The organism is Viridibacillus soli (assembly GCF_016612995.1).
In the GTDB taxonomy this organism is placed as follows: domain Bacteria; phylum Bacillota; class Bacilli; order Bacillales_A; family Planococcaceae; genus Viridibacillus; species Viridibacillus soli.
On record NZ_JAEOAH010000063.1, the window covers coordinates 1 to 17,106 of the forward strand.

Here is a 17,106-nt window from a genome sequence, read left to right on the forward strand (position 1 = left end):
TCGCTTTGAAATATCTTTGAGGACTTTTTCAGTGGCCTCTTTAATGGAGACCTCCTTTTTTGCTGGAATCTTTTTTAGTCAACAGCATTTATCGCTAATCATTTCCAATCAAATTATTCCCTTATTATTCCATTTTTTCATGGATTTAGGATTCGATTACCTGAACTAGGCCATCTTCGAGCTTTTGATTAGGTTGAGGGTGAAACCATTGAATTTCAACTTCGTGTACAAAGTCTTTGAATTCTTCTCCCTCACTTGCAATGAAAATTGTTGTCATTCATGCATATGGTCTTCAAATGCTGGTTTAATTTCAATGTCTGTTATCTCTATAGAAACACCATACGGTCTCATTAACGAGTGTATAGTTTTTTCAATAGTTTCTATTTATATTTCACCAATCATTTGCTTCGGGTGAGGGTGGAGCCAATGAATCTCACCTTCATGAAAATGCCCCTTAAATTCATCCCCTCTCACGTAAGTTTCTATTTTTTCTCTAGATTTATTTTGATATGTGTTACTAATATAACCAGTACTATATCGGATTAAATCTATTCGTTTTTATTATATAGGCTTTAATTGAGACTGTTATTTAAAAGTGTACAGATTAGAACAAACTGATTGGGTCTGCTAGGTATATGCATGTATTTTAACATCTCATTTTTTAAATGAATAAAAGTAACCAAAATATTAGTATTTTCGTAAAGAATTTGGTGTATGATTAGTCCACTTTTCGCTAATGATTTTATGGCAATTATTAAAAATTCGCTCAATTAGCTGAGTAGAATTAGCTAAGATTCTTATACTGAAGCCTGGCACGGCAAGTCTTGAAATCCCAACTTTAAAATCAGCTTTCTCCATTTGAATTATTTCATATAGCTCATCAAGGAGAGCATTTTTCGTGTTTTCACTTATTGCAACCATTGAGCCTAAGTGAGTATAACCTTCCATAAAACCAAGCCCAGACAGGTTTTGATTGTTAGGGGTTAACTTAATATGATCAAACATGCCAAGTTTTCCGTCTAAATAAATTTCAGTAAGTAATTGAACGGTATCGTAGCTGAATCTTTCACCGCTTGGAGACCATCCTGGGGTAAGAATATCTGTAGATAGGAATGTTGCACCACGCTCCATATGAATTACATTCTTCTGCTTATAACGAGCATTTTCATAAGCAATTAATGGATCGGGCAGGTATTCTAAGTAACTTCCTTTTTTAAGTGAAATAGTTGTTTCCTGATAAGCAAAGCTTTTCGGTGTTTTATATACTTTTGTTGCGGATTGCGTAGTTAATGTTACCTTCGCATCTTCGTTAGCGGATATCTCCAATTTGTATCGATCACCGTCTAAATAACCACCACCGGGATTTAAAAGGTAATAGCAAACTTGTCCTGAATTATCGTGGTAAATCGGTCGCATAACTTTCAGTGCTCCTTGGAAATATACATTCTTAGCGACAGTTTTCCCTTTCCGTTCTTCCAGGTCTAGTGATAAAACACCAGTCCAATCTGACATATTAATCTAAACCATGTAAGAAAGCGTGTTTCTTAATCCATTCAATTACTTCAGGGAGACCTTCATCGTTTTTTAAGTTAGTGAAAACAAATGGTTTGTCACCGCGGAATACTTTTGTATCCTCCGCCATTACTTCAAGCCTAGCACCAACATACGGAGCAAGGTCCGTTTTATTAATGATGAACAAATCGGATTTAATCATTCCTTGTCCACCTTTACGAGGAATTTTCTCACCTTGTGCAACATCAATAATATAGATCGAAAAGTCAACTAGTTCAGGGCTAAAAGTAGCAGCTAAATTATCGCCACCGCTTTCAACAAAAATAAGCTCAACGTCTGGATGACGCTCAATTAATTCATCAATAGCAACAAAGTTCATAGAAGCATCTTCTCGAATAGCAGTGTGAGGGCAACCTCCTGTTTCAACACCGATAATTCGATCTTCAGGAAGAACACCATTTTGGATTAAAAATTTTGCATCTTCTTTTGTGTAAATATCATTTGTAACAACGGCCATTTTTATTTCATTTTCAAGATGGCGTGTTAATTTTTCTACAAGCATTGTTTTACCTGCACCAACAGGACCACCAACGCCAATTTTAATTGGTTCCATTAAGACACTTCCTTTTCTGATTCTTTTTTAAACTATTAAGACATAAATATTCGAATATTAACACGTTCGTGATTCATTTGAGATAGTTCTATTCCTGGAGAAACAATTCCAAAATCATCTTCTGATAATTGCATAATGCGTTCTACAGCTAGAGTAATCTCAGGTATAAACTTGTGGGAAATCGTTTGTCCTGCTGTTTGACCAAGTGGAATAGCTCGTACGGCATTTTGCACTTGGCTAGAAATTGAGGAATACAAATGATACTGAATAGCTTCTTTTTTTGTTACGCTAAGTCCATACGCTACGATTGCAAAAACAATAGAAGGATGACCAAATACATTCTTATTTTTAATTTCTTCCTTATATAGAGAAAGAATCGGCATATCGTAAAGGGAAGTTGTCAGTTGAAGCATTCTCTTGCCAATCATTTGAGTACCTTCCCGTGTTTCTCTCGGTAAGTTTTGCACCGTTAATAGACGATCGAGATTCCATACTTTTTGAAGGTTATCCTCCATAAGTGCTTCAAAAGCGAGACGACATGCAAGTCCATCAGAGTAGATGAGTTGCTCATGTAGATACACTTTAAGCCACCCGAAAAACGATTCCTGGTCATGTATTTTATTTTCCTGTATATAACTCTCCAAACCAAAAGAATGGCTGAAGGCTCCTGTAGGAAAATTAGAGTCACATAACTGGAATAAAGAGAGGATCTTGCTAGTCATGACTATGACCTATGTGACGGAATGCTTGTTTTACTTTGCGATCTTCCCGTTTAAAAGGAATGCCTAATTCTTGAAGTAACTCTTCAACTAAATAATCATATTGAACCAACATATCATTTTCTTCAAACTGAGCTGGTAAATGACGATTACCAAGTTGATGAGCGATTGTCCCCATCTCTTTGATGTCACGAGGACTAATGACAAGTAAATCATCAGATAAAACATCTATTACAATCATATTTTTTTCGTCCATATACAAGACATCACCAGCAACAAGATCACGAGGTGCTTTTAAGCGAATACCAAGTTCATTGCCGTGATCTGTTTTAACACGTTGGATACGCTTCATTAAATGCGCGCTTTCCAAGTAGATTTTCTCCATATGCCGTTTTTTTATGTCAGCTGGATCCATTTGGTCTAAATTTGTTACGATTTTTTCAATTATCATTATTTTTCACCTCAGAATAAGAAATAGCGCTGTGCCATAGGTACCGTATCAACCGGATCACATGTCAGCAATTCTCCGTTTATTTTTACTTCATATGTTTGTGGATCAACTGTAATATTAGGTGTTTCAGAATTTAATTTCATATCTTTTTTTGTTAGTGTCCGAATTCCGCCAACAGGAAGAATGATTTTATTAAGTCCAAGCTTTTCATGAACACCATCATCAAATGCAACTTGCGAAATGAAAGTTGCTGAACTTCTTGCTAACGCTTTTCCATGTTGTGCATACATTGGACGGTAAATATATGGTTGCGGAGTCGGGATAGATGCATTGGCATCACCCATTAATCCAGTAACCGCAAGTCCGCTTTTAAGAACCATTTCCGGTTTCACTCCAAAGAACTTTGGATTCCATAGAACTATATCTGCCATTTTTCCAATCTCAATAGAGCCTACATGTTTTGAAATTCCATGTGTGATTGCTGGGTTAATCGTATATTTAGCTATAAAACGCTTAGCTCGGTTGTTGTCAGCATGTTGGCTATCACCTTCTAGAGGACCTCTTTGTTTTTTCATTTTATCTGCTACTTGCCATGTGCGTAAAACAACTTCTCCTACACGGCCCATTGCTTGGGAGTCAGAGCTCACCATGCTAAATACGCCCATATCATGAAGGATATCTTCAGCTGCAATTGTTTCTTTTCTAATTCTAGAATCTGCAAACGCAATGTCTTCCGGAACGGAAGGATTTAAGTGATGACAAACCATAACCATATCAAGATGTTCATCGATAGTATTTACGGTATAAGGGAGAGTAGGGTTCGTTGATGAAGGCAGAATGTTAAGGTAACCTGCCGATTTGATTAAATCAGGTGCATGACCACCGCCTGCGCCTTCAGTATGGTACATGTGAAGAACTCGGTCTTTTACTGCTGCCATAGTATTTTCCATAAAGCCACTTTCGTTTAAAGTGTCTGCGTGAAGGGCAACTTGAATATCATATTCATCTGCTACTCGAAGCGCGTAGTCAAGAGATGAACCAGTAGCTCCCCAGTCTTCATGTACTTTTAAGCCGATGACACCAGCTCTGACTTGTTCTATTAAAGGGCTAATAGATGCGGCATGTCCTTTGCCTGTAAATCCAATGTTGATAGGAAGTCCTTCTGCTGCTTCTAGCATACGATGAATATTCCATTCACCTGGAGTAACTGTTGTAGCCTTAGAACCTGCTGCTGGACCTGTACCGCCACCGATTAATGTTGTTGTTCCAGCTGTCAACGCAGTTTGTACTTGTTCAGGATTAATAAAGTGAACATGTGTATCGATTGCTCCAGCTGTAACGATTAAACCTTCTCCAGCAATTATTTCTGTTGCTGCGCCAATGATAATATCTACATTATCCATAACAAGTGGGTTACCACTCTTACCGATGCCAAAAATCTTACCATCACGGATAGCTAAATCGGCTTTGCAAATGCCAGTATAATCTAAAATAATGACGTTTGTTATAACTGTATCTGCAACGCCATCAGCACGGGTTGCAAGTGGGTGTTGGCCCATGCCATCTCGAATGACCTTTCCTCCGCCAAAGACAACTTCTTCTCCGTAAGAAGTGAAATCCTTTTCGATTTGAATAAACAAATCTGTATCAGCAAGACGGATAGAATCACCAGTAGTTGGTCCATACATTTCAGCATATTGCTTTCGGGACATTTTAAAAGTCATGATGCGTCCTCACTTTCTAATTTGCCGTCTACTTTATTATTGAATCCGTATATGCGGCGTTCTCCTGCAAAATCAATTAGTTGAATTTCTTTTTCATCTCCGGGTTCAAAACGAACTGCCGCTCCAGCAGGAACATTTAGACGTTTTCCGTATGCTTCATCTCTATTAAATTGGAGTGCTTCATTTACTTCATAGAAGTGGAAATGTGATCCGACTTGAACAGGGCGGTCGCCAAGGTTAATGACATTAACCGTAACTACCTCGGAGCCTTTATTACAAATAATCTCTTCTTCTTTTAAAATATATTCTCCTGGTTTCATATAGCAACCCCTCCTTTTATCGTATTGGACTGTGGACAGTTACCAATTTTGTTCCATCTGGAAAAGTTGCTTCAACTTGAATATCATCGATTAGTTCAGGAATCCCATCCATAACATCGTCTTGAGTCAAGATGGTAGCACCGTATGCCATTAGTTCTGCAACAGTCTTCCCGTCTCTTGCTCCTTCCATTACCTCGTACGTAATAAGGGCAACAGATTCTGGATGATTCAATTTGAGACCTCTATCCTTTCGGCGTCTTGCAAGGTCAGCTGCCACTACAATCATTAGTTTGTCAATTTCACGCGGCAATAAATGCATAGTCCAATCCTCCTAGTGTAAATCTTAAATAAAAATAGTATTTTACTTGGTAGAAAGGTAGATATTAACAAAAAATAAAATGAATATTTATCGATTTATTTTCTCTGAAATACCAGTAATTAACCTTTCTAAAGAATTTTAACATATAAATAATTTAAGATGAAGTTTTACGCAATGCGAAATATATTTAATATAAAGTTGAAGTATTATTATAAAATTTAGATTGCCTTCCAACATACAATGTGAGTTTATATCTATGTGGTTTTACTTTAGTTAGCAGATAGATTGCTTATAATCTATTTTAACGGTTCAACGTCAAATGTTGGGATAACTAAAAAAATCACGCTAACCTATGTGAACCCCGATTTCTTTAAATTTATTTGATAATAAGATCTTTGCACAAAATCTTTCAAAACTCTTACAGCGGAAAGCGTTTCGTTTAAGTACTTTTGTCCAATTATTAATGCCTTCTAAAAACCCGTTGGAATAGGGATAAATGAAGCTGTTTAAAATTTCAGGCTGCCAATTTTGAAGCGTCTTAATGGCCTTTTTAAACTCTGGAATATTAGCTTCCTCTACTTCTTTATAAAATGCATAGAGTGTTTCTTTGGTCTTGCTTATGAAAGCAGGGCCATTTTCTTTGGCTTGATCAAACCAAGCGCAGAAGCTTTCTTTTAATTCATGAGCTCTTTTAGGGTGTTTTTGCCCATCCCTCGAAAAAGGGGGGTAATACAAAATATACCAAATTATATTTTGTCTTATTCTTCTTCAAGTGAACGCTCTTGCGTTAACCTGGTTAAAATATCATCTTCATTGATGTTCTCAAAGATTGTCTTTAAATTTACTACTGTTGGAGATTTGCTAAATTCATAACCGCCATAAAAATTGATATGTTGCCAGGCAACCGGTGAAATATACTTTAGTATGTTCATCTCGATACCTTTATTCTGAGATTTCGTTAATATACTCGCATTGTAGTAAATAATACAATTGGTTAGCAACCTACTACATTCATTCCAAATCTGCTGATTTTGCTCAGTCTTGAAACGAAATTCCCAAAGTTTGCAAAAGATACAGCTAGACGTAATTTATGATAACTTTCCCCGCGGTTTAACGCCTTTTGAACATTTTGACATAATGGTAGCGAATCAATATATTCTAAAAAATATAGGCTTTTGATCAGACTCCCATAATGCACGTTTTGTTTGATTTTTTCGCGCATAGGAACTTAACTTTCGAACAATAATATTTTGAGTAGTCGTTTTTAAAGCAAGAGATAGCATAATTCGTTTAATATTGTCCTATTCCTTCATAATTAGCTCTGTATTAATTTTTCGCAAAGGTTTGATAAGGAATTCTTCATATTGGCTTGGGTGCTGAAAACCATATAAATTTCGGGATATTGTCGCATGAATATCTTTATATCTTGGTGCAAACTGATAAACCAAATAAATCTAAAATAGCAAAATTAACCTCATTCGTTCCATGTGTATCTGTAGAATGAATGTGAGGCTTTATATCAGTTGTATTATTGTATAAAATATCGAATACATAATGGCTCTCATGCTCATTAGCACCAATAATTCTTGCTGTTGTTGTATCAAGCCAAGACTCTTTTAAGCTTTTCAAGTTCGCCCCTTTTTGAGAAATGAGTTCGGCAATCTCAATTAAATCCTTTGTAGAACGTGAAAGACGAGTCAAGTCTGTTACTACAACTGTGTCTCCGTTGTGTAGAAATTCTAACATACGATTTAACTTAGGCCGATCTCTTTTGACTCCGGTTACTTTTTCAAAAAAGATTCGTTCACAACCAGCATCTTTTAGTTGCTGTTCTTGTCGATCTAAATTTTGATCAATTGTAGATACTCGCATATATCCAAATTTCATATAATGCCTCTTTTTTTCAATTTTAAGGTTATCTCTGCATTTTATTTTTACATCAGCATGCTATTATCTCTATATAATTATGTTACATTGAGTAATGATGGAAATAGCGAAAGGTTTTTAATTGGCTAAAATAATAAAATGAACTATTTATTTGTAAAAATAAAATTAATTGTAAGGAAGGGAAAATATGCGAAGAACAATTTTAATTGTAGAAGATGAAGATATTTTACGTGAAATTATGAAGGACTACCTACTAAACGAAGGGTATAAGGTATTAGAGGCGACTGATGGGCAAGAAGCATTGTCTACATTTGAAGAACATGAGGTACATTTAATTATTCTAGACATTATGTTACCAGAATTAGATGGTTGGACGGTCTGTCGACGAATTCGTAAAACATCTAATGTGCCTATTATTATGTTAACGGCTCGGGTTGATGAGGATGATACCTTACTTGGATTTGAACTAGGAGCAGATGATTATGTTACAAAACCATACAGTCCCGCTATTTTATTAGCGAGAGCCAAACGATTAATTGAAAGTCGACATTCTTCGAAAGTTAATATATCAATTGAGGACACATTAACTAGCAGTAGCATCCATGTACATTATCCCTCCCGTACAGTAACTGTCGATGAAAAAGATATAAGTTTGACGCACACAGAATTTGAAATACTAACATATTTAATGCAAAATCAAGGGATTATTATTTCTAGAGAACAATTAATCACTAAAATATGGGGTTATGAATTTGCTGGTGATGATCGTACAGTCAATAGTCATATTCGTAATTTGCGTTATAAATTAGGAAGTAGAGCAACTTGTATTGTAACAGTTGTCCGAGCTGGTTATAAATTTGAGGATCAGATATGAAAAAAGGAATTGTATTAAAATTATTTATATTAACATCGGCATTATGCACACTTATTTTAGCAACTATTTTTATCGGACAAACCTTATTTTTTAAGCAATACTATGCAAATCGAAAAATCAATGATATTCAAATAAATATTCAATCCTTTGAAAAAGCATATGTAAAAGCTAAAGATAACGCGAAAACAGTTCAAAAATTGGAACAAAAATTCTACCAAGAGAATACGACATGGATTACAACCTTAGATAGTGTAGGTAATATCAAGCATACAAATGATTTTTCTTTAGAAATTCAATTAGATCCTAATCAAAATAAGGTTTTTTCTAATCGTGTAATTCATATTCCAATGTATAGTTTTATCGATTTAGAGGATATGCAAAGGATACAGTTTCATTTAGAACAGGGGAATCGTATCATTATTGATGGATTACAACAAGGTGATACAGTAATACCTGCGATTTTAACAGTAGAAAATGAGAATTTTACATTGGAGAATAAGCAACTTTCAGAAAGGTTATATGGAAAAAGAGACATAACGGAACCTTCAACAAAAGAACTCTCAAAGTTATACCTATCAGGAAACATTAAGAAAGTAAAATTGCCAGAGGGTGCTATAGGGCCAAACTTTATTTATGCAAATCGTGTATTTATAGACAGGATAAAACAATTTCAGGTAGAGCTAATGTTAAATGAAAAAGATAAAAATTTAGCTTCTTTGGAAATAATGGATTATGAGCAAAATGATATTAAATATAAAATGTTAATTAAACCAATAAAAGATGTAAATGGTAAAACAAATTATATTTTTGCTATGACATCATTACAACCAGTGGATGAAGCTGTACAAATGATAAAAGATTATTATATTTACTTAATTATCTTAGTACTACTTCTTATTGTTTTAGTATCGTTCTATTACTCCAAAAAAATCGCTAAACCATTGTTACAAATAAATGATACTACAAAAAGAATTGCGGATTTGGATTTTTCAGAGAAGATACCAATTACTACAAAAGATGAAATAGGTGATTTATCAAACAGTATCAACACACTTTCTATGACTTTGCATTCGTATATTAACCAACTGCAGCAAGACATCGAGAAAGAAAAACAATTAGAAAATACACGTAAAGAATTTATCTCTGGTGTATCACATGAGTTAAAGACGCCTTTAAGTATTATGAAGAGCTGTATTTCAATTTTGGAAGACGGTGTTGCTAGTAATAAAAAAGAGTATTACTTTAAAGCAATGTCAAAAGAAGTGGATAAAATGGATATGCTCATTATAGATATGCTGGAGTTAGCAAAATTCGAGTCTGGTACGTACAAAATGGAGATGGATGTTTTCTATATTGATGAGATTATTGAGTATATATGTGAGCAATTAGCTTCAGACATGACAAAGAAGCAACTACATGTCCATAAACAACTTTCTAAAATTAACGTGGTTGCAAATCAATTTCGAATTGAGCAAGTTATTACTAACTTTATTACCAATGCGATTCGTTACACGCCAGAAAATGAAAATATTATTGTTTCAGTTATAGAAGAAAATGAACGTGCGAAAGTATGTATAGAAAATAAAGGAGCACATATTGAGCCAGAACATTTAGAGAAAATATGGAATCGTTTCTATCGTGGAAATACATCTCGTCAACGCTCCAAAGGTGGAACAGGGTTAGGCCTTGCTATTTCCAAGAATATTTTAGAATTGCATGATGTACAATATGGAGTATCAAATACTGAAGATGGTGTATTATTTTTCTTCTATTTAAATAAAAGCGTGTAGAATTTCAGTTCTACACGTTTTTATTATTTTCAAACAAAATTGACCTTATCTGCATCTTATCTTTATCAGTCTTCTTTAATATTTTCATTAGAAACTGAATTAAAAGCAGATAAGGAGATTGTTGAAATGAAAAAAATAGCGACATTGCTTGTATTTATATTAATAGTACTGGGTACAGGCTTTAGTTTAATAAATGCTACAGGATATAAAAATGTGGCAGAAGAAGATTTACGATTGAGAGGAAAAACAATTGTAATTGACCCAGGGCATGGTGGAGAAGATAGAGGGACAAAAGGAAAGAAGCTTGGAACAATTGAAAAAGAACTTAATTTAAAAGTGGCCCAAAATATAAAAAAAGAATTAGAAGAAAGAACTGATGCAAAAGTTATTTTGACACGTGAAGATGATACTAGCTTACTACCAGAGACGAAGCAAAAAGAGGAATTACAAGCACGTGTCAAAGTAGCAAAAGACCATTCTGCTGACCTTTATATCAGTATTCATCATGATGCTTTTGATGATACAGATGTAAAAGGAATAACAACACATTATGGAGTTAATAAAAGGAGAGATAAACAGCTAGCTAAAATAGTACAACAAGGTATTTTTGATCAAAATATAGATACTCGCGATAGAGGCGTTCATGCAAGTGATTTCCTTGTTTTAAGAGAAAATTCTTCACCGGCTATCTTAATTGAATTAGGGTTTACATCTAACGAGAGTGATGAAAAAAGAATGAGTTCAGAAGAATTTCAAGCGAAGTCGAAAAAAGGTATTGTTAATGGCATTATAAATTATTTTACTCTTTAATAAAATAGAAAAATCCTATTTTTTCTATATCTTAATCAGAAAGAACAGGATTTTTTATTTTGGCTGAATAAATCTAGTAATTTTAATATGATACAAAATCATTTATCGACAATTGAATAGTTTGTTTGCTGTTTCTCTAGTGTATAAACAGTTTCCGAACTGGGGAATAGCGTAATTTTATTAAAACGGCAAATACTTTTTATTTAATGCGTTATTAAAAAGTGAAGACAATGGATTATTCTTTAACTGATTTCGACATTGTTTGTATTTTATCTTCATATTTCTCTATTAATCTATTTATTGTAATAAATGGCTGAAAATAATGAGTCAACGAAATAAAGGTTCGAATTTATAAACAATGAATATAAAAATCAAATGAGAAAGGATAGATAAATAATGTAGAAATCACGAAGTCAGAATAAGCATGTGTAATAACAAAAGCAGTAATATTGCTAGGGGGGTGTTTTAGCAACGGCATTTTTCATGTTCTTTTTATTTGGAAAATTTAACTCCACTCCTGCGAAAGGGGTAGCTCAAGAAAGTATCAAACAAGTTAATACACAACAACAAGTAAAGAAAAGCGAAACACCACAGACATTGCAGGCACTTCCAGAAATTATTAAGTTTTATAAGGAAAAAGGATATGAATTTGGGATATACAATGATGCAGATCATTTTCGTCTAAATTTCCAGAAAGATCACGTCTATAGTATATAAATGATTATTTTAAAATATAAAAGCACTGTAAGAAAGGAATCTGTATATGATTAAAAAAATAATTACAATCCCATTGATAAGTATCATTGCCCTATCAGCTTGCGGAAATCCAGATAGTAAGAAAGACATTACTAGTTCACTCTCTAAAATAGACTCTTCTTCTGTCACCCTTGAAAAAGAGTCCCCCTCTTCGTCTAATATAGATACTTCTACATTTAAATCTATTTTTAAAACAAGTGTATTTTTAGGGGATTCCATTACAGATGGACTTCATGATCTTGATGTATTAGACCAAGAAAACGTTGTAAGTGGTATAGGGAAATCAATTGGAGATGCTCAAAAAAATATAGAGCAAGTAGCCAATCAAAAACCGAAAAATATATTTATTCTACTTGGGTTATGTAATCTTAGTGAAACAAAAGAATCTGCAGTAACCCAATATTCTCAACTGATTCAAAAAATAAAAGAAAAATTACCTGATACAAAAATAAATATCCTGTCAATTACACCAGTTACATCAGAGCGTACACAAAAAGAAGAGCGTTATAAAAATATTAATGATTTTAACGAAGGATTTAAAATGTTAGCAAAAAAAGAACAAGTGAATTTTATCGACTTGTCACCGATATTTAAAAATAATACAGATCTCCATGTTAAGGACGGCATCCATTTTAAGCCTGAATTTTACCCAATTTGGTTGGAGTATTTAAAAAATCAATTAAAATAAACAAAAATATGTTTATATTATTAAATTACTACTTTTAATGTGTGTAATGTTTATATAAAGCTAATATAAGAAGGAAGTGAACTATTGCATCTAGCAATAACTCGCTTCTTTTTTATTTAACTCAACTCATATTCCCTATCTTGAAATCGACCATTACCAAACCACTTCATTGATTATTAAGCACATTTTCTTCAATCAAATCTTATAGCCAATCTCAGAAATATAAGTATCTAATTATTCTTCTTGTTAAGTTATTCAATAACTAATTTTCAAACTGTTTATTCTTTAAATTATTTCCATCTTATCTGCATCTTATCTTTATCTATAAGGATTAATCTAAATTTTGTAAACGAAAGGTGCGCATTGAAAACAAAAATAGCATCGCCATAGACCATCGCTTACGAAATAATGACTTGAGAGGAAGATAAAAATGTTAAAGAAAGTATGTGTTTGTCTACTTACGGGGACCATTGCATTGTCCTCCGCAGCCTGTGTAAATAACGGGACTGAAAAAACATCAAATAAGGTTACTCAAAAAACTGCACATGAAAAAACATTGGAAGACGGCGTGTATAAACCTATTTTTAAAAATAGTTTATTCTTTGGAGATTCTATTACAGAAGGAATGATTGATCAAGAATTAATCGATGATCAAAATATTATTGCTGACAAAGGTAAAGTTACAGCAATGGCTATAGAGGAAGATGTTAACAAAGTCCTAGAAAAAAAACCTGAACATATTTTTATGAGCTTTGGAACGAATGATTTACTGATGCCCATGGATCTCGAAGGAAAACCTATCGAAAATCCAGTCAAGTTTTCAATAGATAACTATTCTAAATTAATACAAAAAATAAAGGAAGAACTTCCAAATGTAAACCTACACCTTTTAGCTGTTACACCAGTTACAGATAAGGTATTACAGGAATACCCACAGTATAAACATATTGATGAATATAACGTGAAACTTAAGGAATTAGCAAAAACTGAAAAAGCAGAGTACATTGATTTATCTCCAATCTTTGAAAAAAACAAAGATTTACATGATCAAGATGGTGTCCATTTTAAAGCTAATTATTACAAGCTACTACTTGAACAATTAATAAGTTCCGTTAAGTAACATCTATACCTAAAATTTATACTTCTTATGTAAGGACTGTAAATTTTAAATAAAAAACACAGACAAAACTATTGTGGGAGGTGAAAGGACAATGGTGTTCAGTAGTTTGATTTTTCTTTTCTTATTTTTACCATTAACAATTCTCATTTATTACGTATCACCTAAAGTTCTTCGAAATTTAATATTATTTATCGTCAGTCTCATTTTTTATGCATGGGGTGAGCCTGTGTATATAGTCATTATGATATTTTCCACCATATTTGACTATGCTAATGGCGTACTTATAGATAAGTATAAAGATCGCAAGGGTATTACAAAAGCAATATTTATCAACTCCATAATAATAAACTTAGGAATACTTGGTTTCTTCAAATATTACGGTTTCGTGGTGGATAATATCAATACCATTTTTAATTTGAATATTCAGGTTGAGACGCTTCCTCTTCCTGTAGGAATCTCATTTTATACTTTCCAAACAATGTCTTATGTAATTGATGTTTATTTAGGGAAAGTACAGGCGCAAAAAAATATTATTTCGTTTGGTACTTATGTTACGATGTTTCCTCAACTTGTTGCAGGGCCTATTATAAAATACAGTGATATTGATAAACAATTACAAGAAAGAAAAGTAACATTAGATCGTTTTGGTGAAGGAATGGAATTATTTATTAGAGGACTTGCGTTAAAGGTCCTTTTAGCTAATAATATAGGACTTCTTTGGACGAGTGTAAAAACAACTTCTATATCAGAGCTTACAATCCTTACAGCATGGATCGGGATTATTGCTTTTGCTTTCCAAATTTATTTTGATTTTAGAGGATATTCAGCTATGGCTCAAGGGCTAGGAAAAATGTTTGGGTTTGATTTTCCGGAAAACTTTAACTATCCTTATATATCAAAAAGTGTAACTGAGTTTTGGCGTAGATGGCACATATCACTAGGTTCATGGTTTAGAGAATATGTATACATCCCTCTTGGCGGAAATCGGACCGGATTGCTTAAACAACTTAGAAATTTGTTTGTAGTTTGGTTCTTAACAGGATTATGGCATGGAGCGAACTGGAATTTTATTATTTGGGGACTATATTTTGGATTATTTGTAACACTAGAAAAGCTATTTCTTTTAAAGTGGCTTAAAAATAGAATGAGCTTTATCGGACATATGTATACACTTATCATCGTTTTAATTGGATGGGTATTTTTTGAATTTGAAAACTTATCAGTAGCAATGAATTTCATAGGAACAATGTTTGGCTTTAATCAATCCGTTTTCTTGGATAATAAAACTCTATATTATCTAACAACTAATTTTATGCTGTTTATTGTCCTAGCAATTTGTTCAACACCATTCCCCAAAAGAGTGTTTGTCTATATTAAAGAAAAGTTGAAGTTACCAGGTGCTATTGGCATTCCAGTCTTTTATGTAGTACTAGTGGTTCTTTCAACTGCTTATTTAGTGAACGACACATATAATCCATTCTTATATTTTAGGTTTTAATTATAACCTTATAGCCTATAGAACAATGATATCGTATTTAGTTTGAAAGAGGTGAGTTACTTGAATCAGTATGAAAAAATATACAAATGCACAATGGCAGGATTATTGTCACTATTTATAGGGGTAATGTTCAGCGTAAATATACTAACTCCCAATAAAACATTTTCATATGCAGAGAATAGAAAACTAGAACAGTTTCCAGAATTCTCTTTCCGAAATCTTACAGAAAAAAAGTTCACTTCTAACTACGAAAAATATATTTCTGATCAGTTCGCATTCAGGGACTTTTGGATAAGCGTGAAGTCTGATATGGAACGAACAATAGGAAAGAAAGAGAATAATGGTGTGTATATAGGTAAAGATGGTTTTTTACTTCAAAAATTTAGTAAACCTGAAGAACAAGATGTAAAAAGCAAAATAGAAGCAATAAATAATTTTCATCTTGCAAATCCAAATGTAAAAAAGCACGTAATGTTAGTACCTACGGCAATTAGTATTTTAGAAAATAAGCTACCTAATTATGTTTCTCGTGGTGATGAGCTTACGTATATTAATAAAGTAAAGAAATCTTTAGATAAGGATATAAACTTTATTAATGTATATCCTGTATTGAGTTCCAAAAATGATGAATATATATATTATAAAACCGATCATCATTGGACCACTAAAGGCGCATATTATGCCTACCAAGAGTTAAGTAAAAATATGAAATTTACTTCTACCAAAAATGAGTCATTTAACATTAAAAAAATTACAAATAGCTTTTATGGATCACTATATTCAAAAGCAGGTTTTAGGAATATAGATCCTGATAGCATTGAATTGTATCAATCTAAGAAAGCTGACAAATATAAAGTAGAGTATATTGATGAAAATAAAACGTCTACCTCTCTTTATGAGATGAACAACATTAAGAAAAAAGATAAATATACTGTATTCCTTAATGGAAATCATCCGTTAATGAAGATAACAACTGATAATACAAATGAAAAAAAATTATTGATAATAAAAGATTCTTATGCAAATTCCTTTATTCCTTTTTTACTATCACATTTTAGTGAAATTCATGTAGTTGATCTTAGATATTATAAGGAGAGCCTAAATATGTTAATGCAAAAAAATAAGATAAATGACATGCTACTACTTTACAACACAAATACTTTCTTTGAAGATGCATCTATAAATGCTTTATCCGAATAAGAGAAATTTTATATATCACCGTCTACTAGAAGATATATATTGATGGAGATATTAATTTAGTACTAATCATCAAGGCTCTTGTTAATATACTAAACAACTAAATTAAAAGGAGAATGAAAACCAATGATAAATTTGTTTAAATTTTTTAATATAAAATCGGTTATTACTATTATTGTTTGCACGATTACTTTAGGGGCTTTGAGTGGATGTTTTGGAAAACAAAAAACAGTTAGTAATCTTTCAACTGAAGAAATAGGCGAGCAAATTAAACATGTTACTAACTTAGAAGAAATGAAAGAAGGAGATCATAAAAAACTTCAAAAGCTATATAACATAAGTGTTGATGAAGTCGAAGATTTTATTCTTTTTACCGCTCCTACAAATATCAAGGCTGATGAAGTAGCCGTGATTAAAGTTAAAGATACTAAGAATGTAGAAGATATAAAGGGAAAGATTTCAAGTAGAGTTGAAAAGAAGTCGAAAAGTTTTCAAGACTATCTTCCAGACGAACATTTCTTAATAACAAAACACGTGTTAAAAACGAAAGGTAATTATGTTCTTTTAGCAATATCAAAGGACTCTGATAAAATAGAAAAAACATTTGATGAAATTCTTAAGTAATATAGGCTTAATAAAAAGAGGATGTTTAGTCATTTTTATAATGGTAAAGGATAAAAAGGAATAAGGCCTTATTAATAGAATTATTGGAATGTCAACACTAAACTGGACAACTTTTATAAGGACTGCTGCTTAAAATCAGTTGGCGTAAGATAGCCAAGTGTTTGGTGAATCCGAATATTGTTAATCCAATTCACATAATCCCAA

The 17,106-nt window shown here is 32.8% G+C and carries 17 protein-coding genes and 3 pseudogenes; 9 read left to right on the top strand and 11 right to left on the bottom strand.

Annotated features, from left to right (window positions below; genetic code table 11):
• Positions 1–687 precede the first annotated feature (687 nt).
• The 10 genes and pseudogenes from JFL43_RS21435 to JFL43_RS22895 form a co-directional block, all read right to left on the bottom strand.
• Complete coding sequence (locus JFL43_RS21435; RefSeq protein WP_100797541.1) at positions 688–1,512, bottom strand: urease accessory protein UreD; 825 nt, start codon at positions 1,510–1,512, stop codon at positions 688–690.
• Position 1,513: 1 nt separating this feature from the next.
• On the bottom strand, positions 1,514–2,125 hold the full coding sequence (gene ureG, locus JFL43_RS21440) for an urease accessory protein UreG (protein WP_200750620.1): 612 nt from the start codon (positions 2,123–2,125) through the stop codon (positions 1,514–1,516).
• A gap of 35 nt (positions 2,126–2,160) precedes the next feature.
• Entirely contained in the window at positions 2,161–2,769 is a 609-nt protein-coding gene (locus JFL43_RS21445) for an urease accessory protein UreF (RefSeq protein ID WP_325166724.1), read from the bottom strand.
• Between the two features lie 70 nt (positions 2,770–2,839).
• Positions 2,840–3,295: an urease accessory protein UreE gene (gene ureE, locus JFL43_RS21450; protein WP_200750622.1), complete on the bottom strand. Its 456-nt coding sequence runs from the start codon at positions 3,293–3,295 to the stop codon at positions 2,840–2,842.
• Positions 3,296–3,306: 11 nt separating this feature from the next.
• Complete coding sequence (gene ureC, locus JFL43_RS21455; protein ID WP_200750623.1) at positions 3,307–5,019, bottom strand: urease subunit alpha; 1,713 nt, start codon at positions 5,017–5,019, stop codon at positions 3,307–3,309.
• Positions 5,016–5,339 carry an urease subunit beta gene (locus tag JFL43_RS21460; RefSeq protein ID WP_200750624.1) on the bottom strand — a complete coding sequence of 108 codons (324 nt, stop codon included), beginning with the start codon at positions 5,337–5,339 and terminating at the stop codon, positions 5,016–5,018. The genes ureC and JFL43_RS21460 overlap by 4 nt, the downstream gene beginning before the upstream one ends.
• Before the next feature lie 16 nt (positions 5,340–5,355).
• Positions 5,356–5,658 (bottom strand): urease subunit gamma, encoded by a 303-nt coding sequence (locus JFL43_RS21465; RefSeq protein ID WP_100797535.1) that lies wholly within the window; start codon positions 5,656–5,658, stop codon positions 5,356–5,358.
• A 345-nt stretch (positions 5,659–6,003) separates the two neighbouring features.
• Entirely contained in the window at positions 6,004–6,393 is a 390-nt protein-coding gene (locus JFL43_RS21470) for a transposase (RefSeq protein WP_200750625.1), read from the bottom strand.
• Positions 6,394–6,416: 23 nt separating this feature from the next.
• A pseudogene (locus JFL43_RS23595) lies at positions 6,417–7,248 on the bottom strand (Tn3 family transposase); the annotation flags it as partial.
• Positions 7,246–7,545, bottom strand: a pseudogene (locus JFL43_RS22895) (recombinase family protein); the annotation flags it as partial. The pseudogenes JFL43_RS22895 and JFL43_RS23595, both read right to left, overlap by 3 nt.
• Before the next feature lie 187 nt (positions 7,546–7,732).
• On the opposite strand from JFL43_RS22895, the gene JFL43_RS21485 reads away from it, so the two are divergent.
• From JFL43_RS21485 to JFL43_RS21525, 9 genes and pseudogenes are all read left to right on the top strand, one after another.
• Complete coding sequence (locus tag JFL43_RS21485; RefSeq protein WP_200750626.1) at positions 7,733–8,419, top strand: response regulator transcription factor; 687 nt, start codon at positions 7,733–7,735, stop codon at positions 8,417–8,419.
• On the top strand, positions 8,416–10,209 hold the full coding sequence (locus JFL43_RS21490; RefSeq protein WP_200750627.1) for a HAMP domain-containing sensor histidine kinase: 1,794 nt from the start codon (positions 8,416–8,418) through the stop codon (positions 10,207–10,209). The genes JFL43_RS21485 and JFL43_RS21490 overlap by 4 nt, the downstream gene beginning before the upstream one ends.
• 126 nt (positions 10,210–10,335) lie before the next feature.
• The gene (locus JFL43_RS21495; protein WP_200750628.1) at positions 10,336–11,019 is read left to right on the top strand and encodes an N-acetylmuramoyl-L-alanine amidase family protein; all 684 of its coding nucleotides are present in this window, start codon (positions 10,336–10,338) and stop codon (positions 11,017–11,019) included.
• Between the two features lie 582 nt (positions 11,020–11,601).
• Positions 11,602–11,736: pseudogene (locus tag JFL43_RS23600) on the top strand (polysaccharide deacetylase family protein); the annotation flags it as partial.
• 46 nt (positions 11,737–11,782) lie between these two features.
• Complete coding sequence (locus JFL43_RS21505) at positions 11,783–12,463, top strand: GDSL-type esterase/lipase family protein (protein ID WP_200750629.1); 681 nt, start codon at positions 11,783–11,785, stop codon at positions 12,461–12,463.
• 430 nt (positions 12,464–12,893) lie between these two features.
• Entirely contained in the window at positions 12,894–13,583 is a 690-nt protein-coding gene (locus tag JFL43_RS21510; protein WP_200750630.1) for a GDSL-type esterase/lipase family protein, read from the top strand.
• Positions 13,584–13,674: 91 nt separating this feature from the next.
• Positions 13,675–15,081, top strand: coding sequence for an MBOAT family O-acyltransferase (locus tag JFL43_RS21515; protein ID WP_200750631.1), 1,407 nt, complete (start codon positions 13,675–13,677; stop codon positions 15,079–15,081).
• Between the two features lie 60 nt (positions 15,082–15,141).
• Positions 15,142–16,281, top strand: a complete 1,140-nt coding sequence (locus JFL43_RS21520; RefSeq protein ID WP_200750632.1) for a DHHW family protein — start codon at positions 15,142–15,144, stop codon at positions 16,279–16,281.
• Positions 16,282–16,404: 123 nt separating this feature from the next.
• Positions 16,405–16,902 (top strand): DUF4358 domain-containing protein, encoded by a 498-nt coding sequence (locus JFL43_RS21525; protein WP_200750633.1) that lies wholly within the window; start codon positions 16,405–16,407, stop codon positions 16,900–16,902.
• Between the two features lie 113 nt (positions 16,903–17,015).
• On the opposite strand, the gene JFL43_RS23605 is transcribed toward JFL43_RS21525, so the two are convergent.
• Entirely contained in the window at positions 17,016–17,096 is an 81-nt protein-coding gene (locus JFL43_RS23605; protein WP_407702012.1) for an IS3 family transposase, read from the bottom strand.
• Positions 17,097–17,106: the final 10 nt, after the last annotated feature.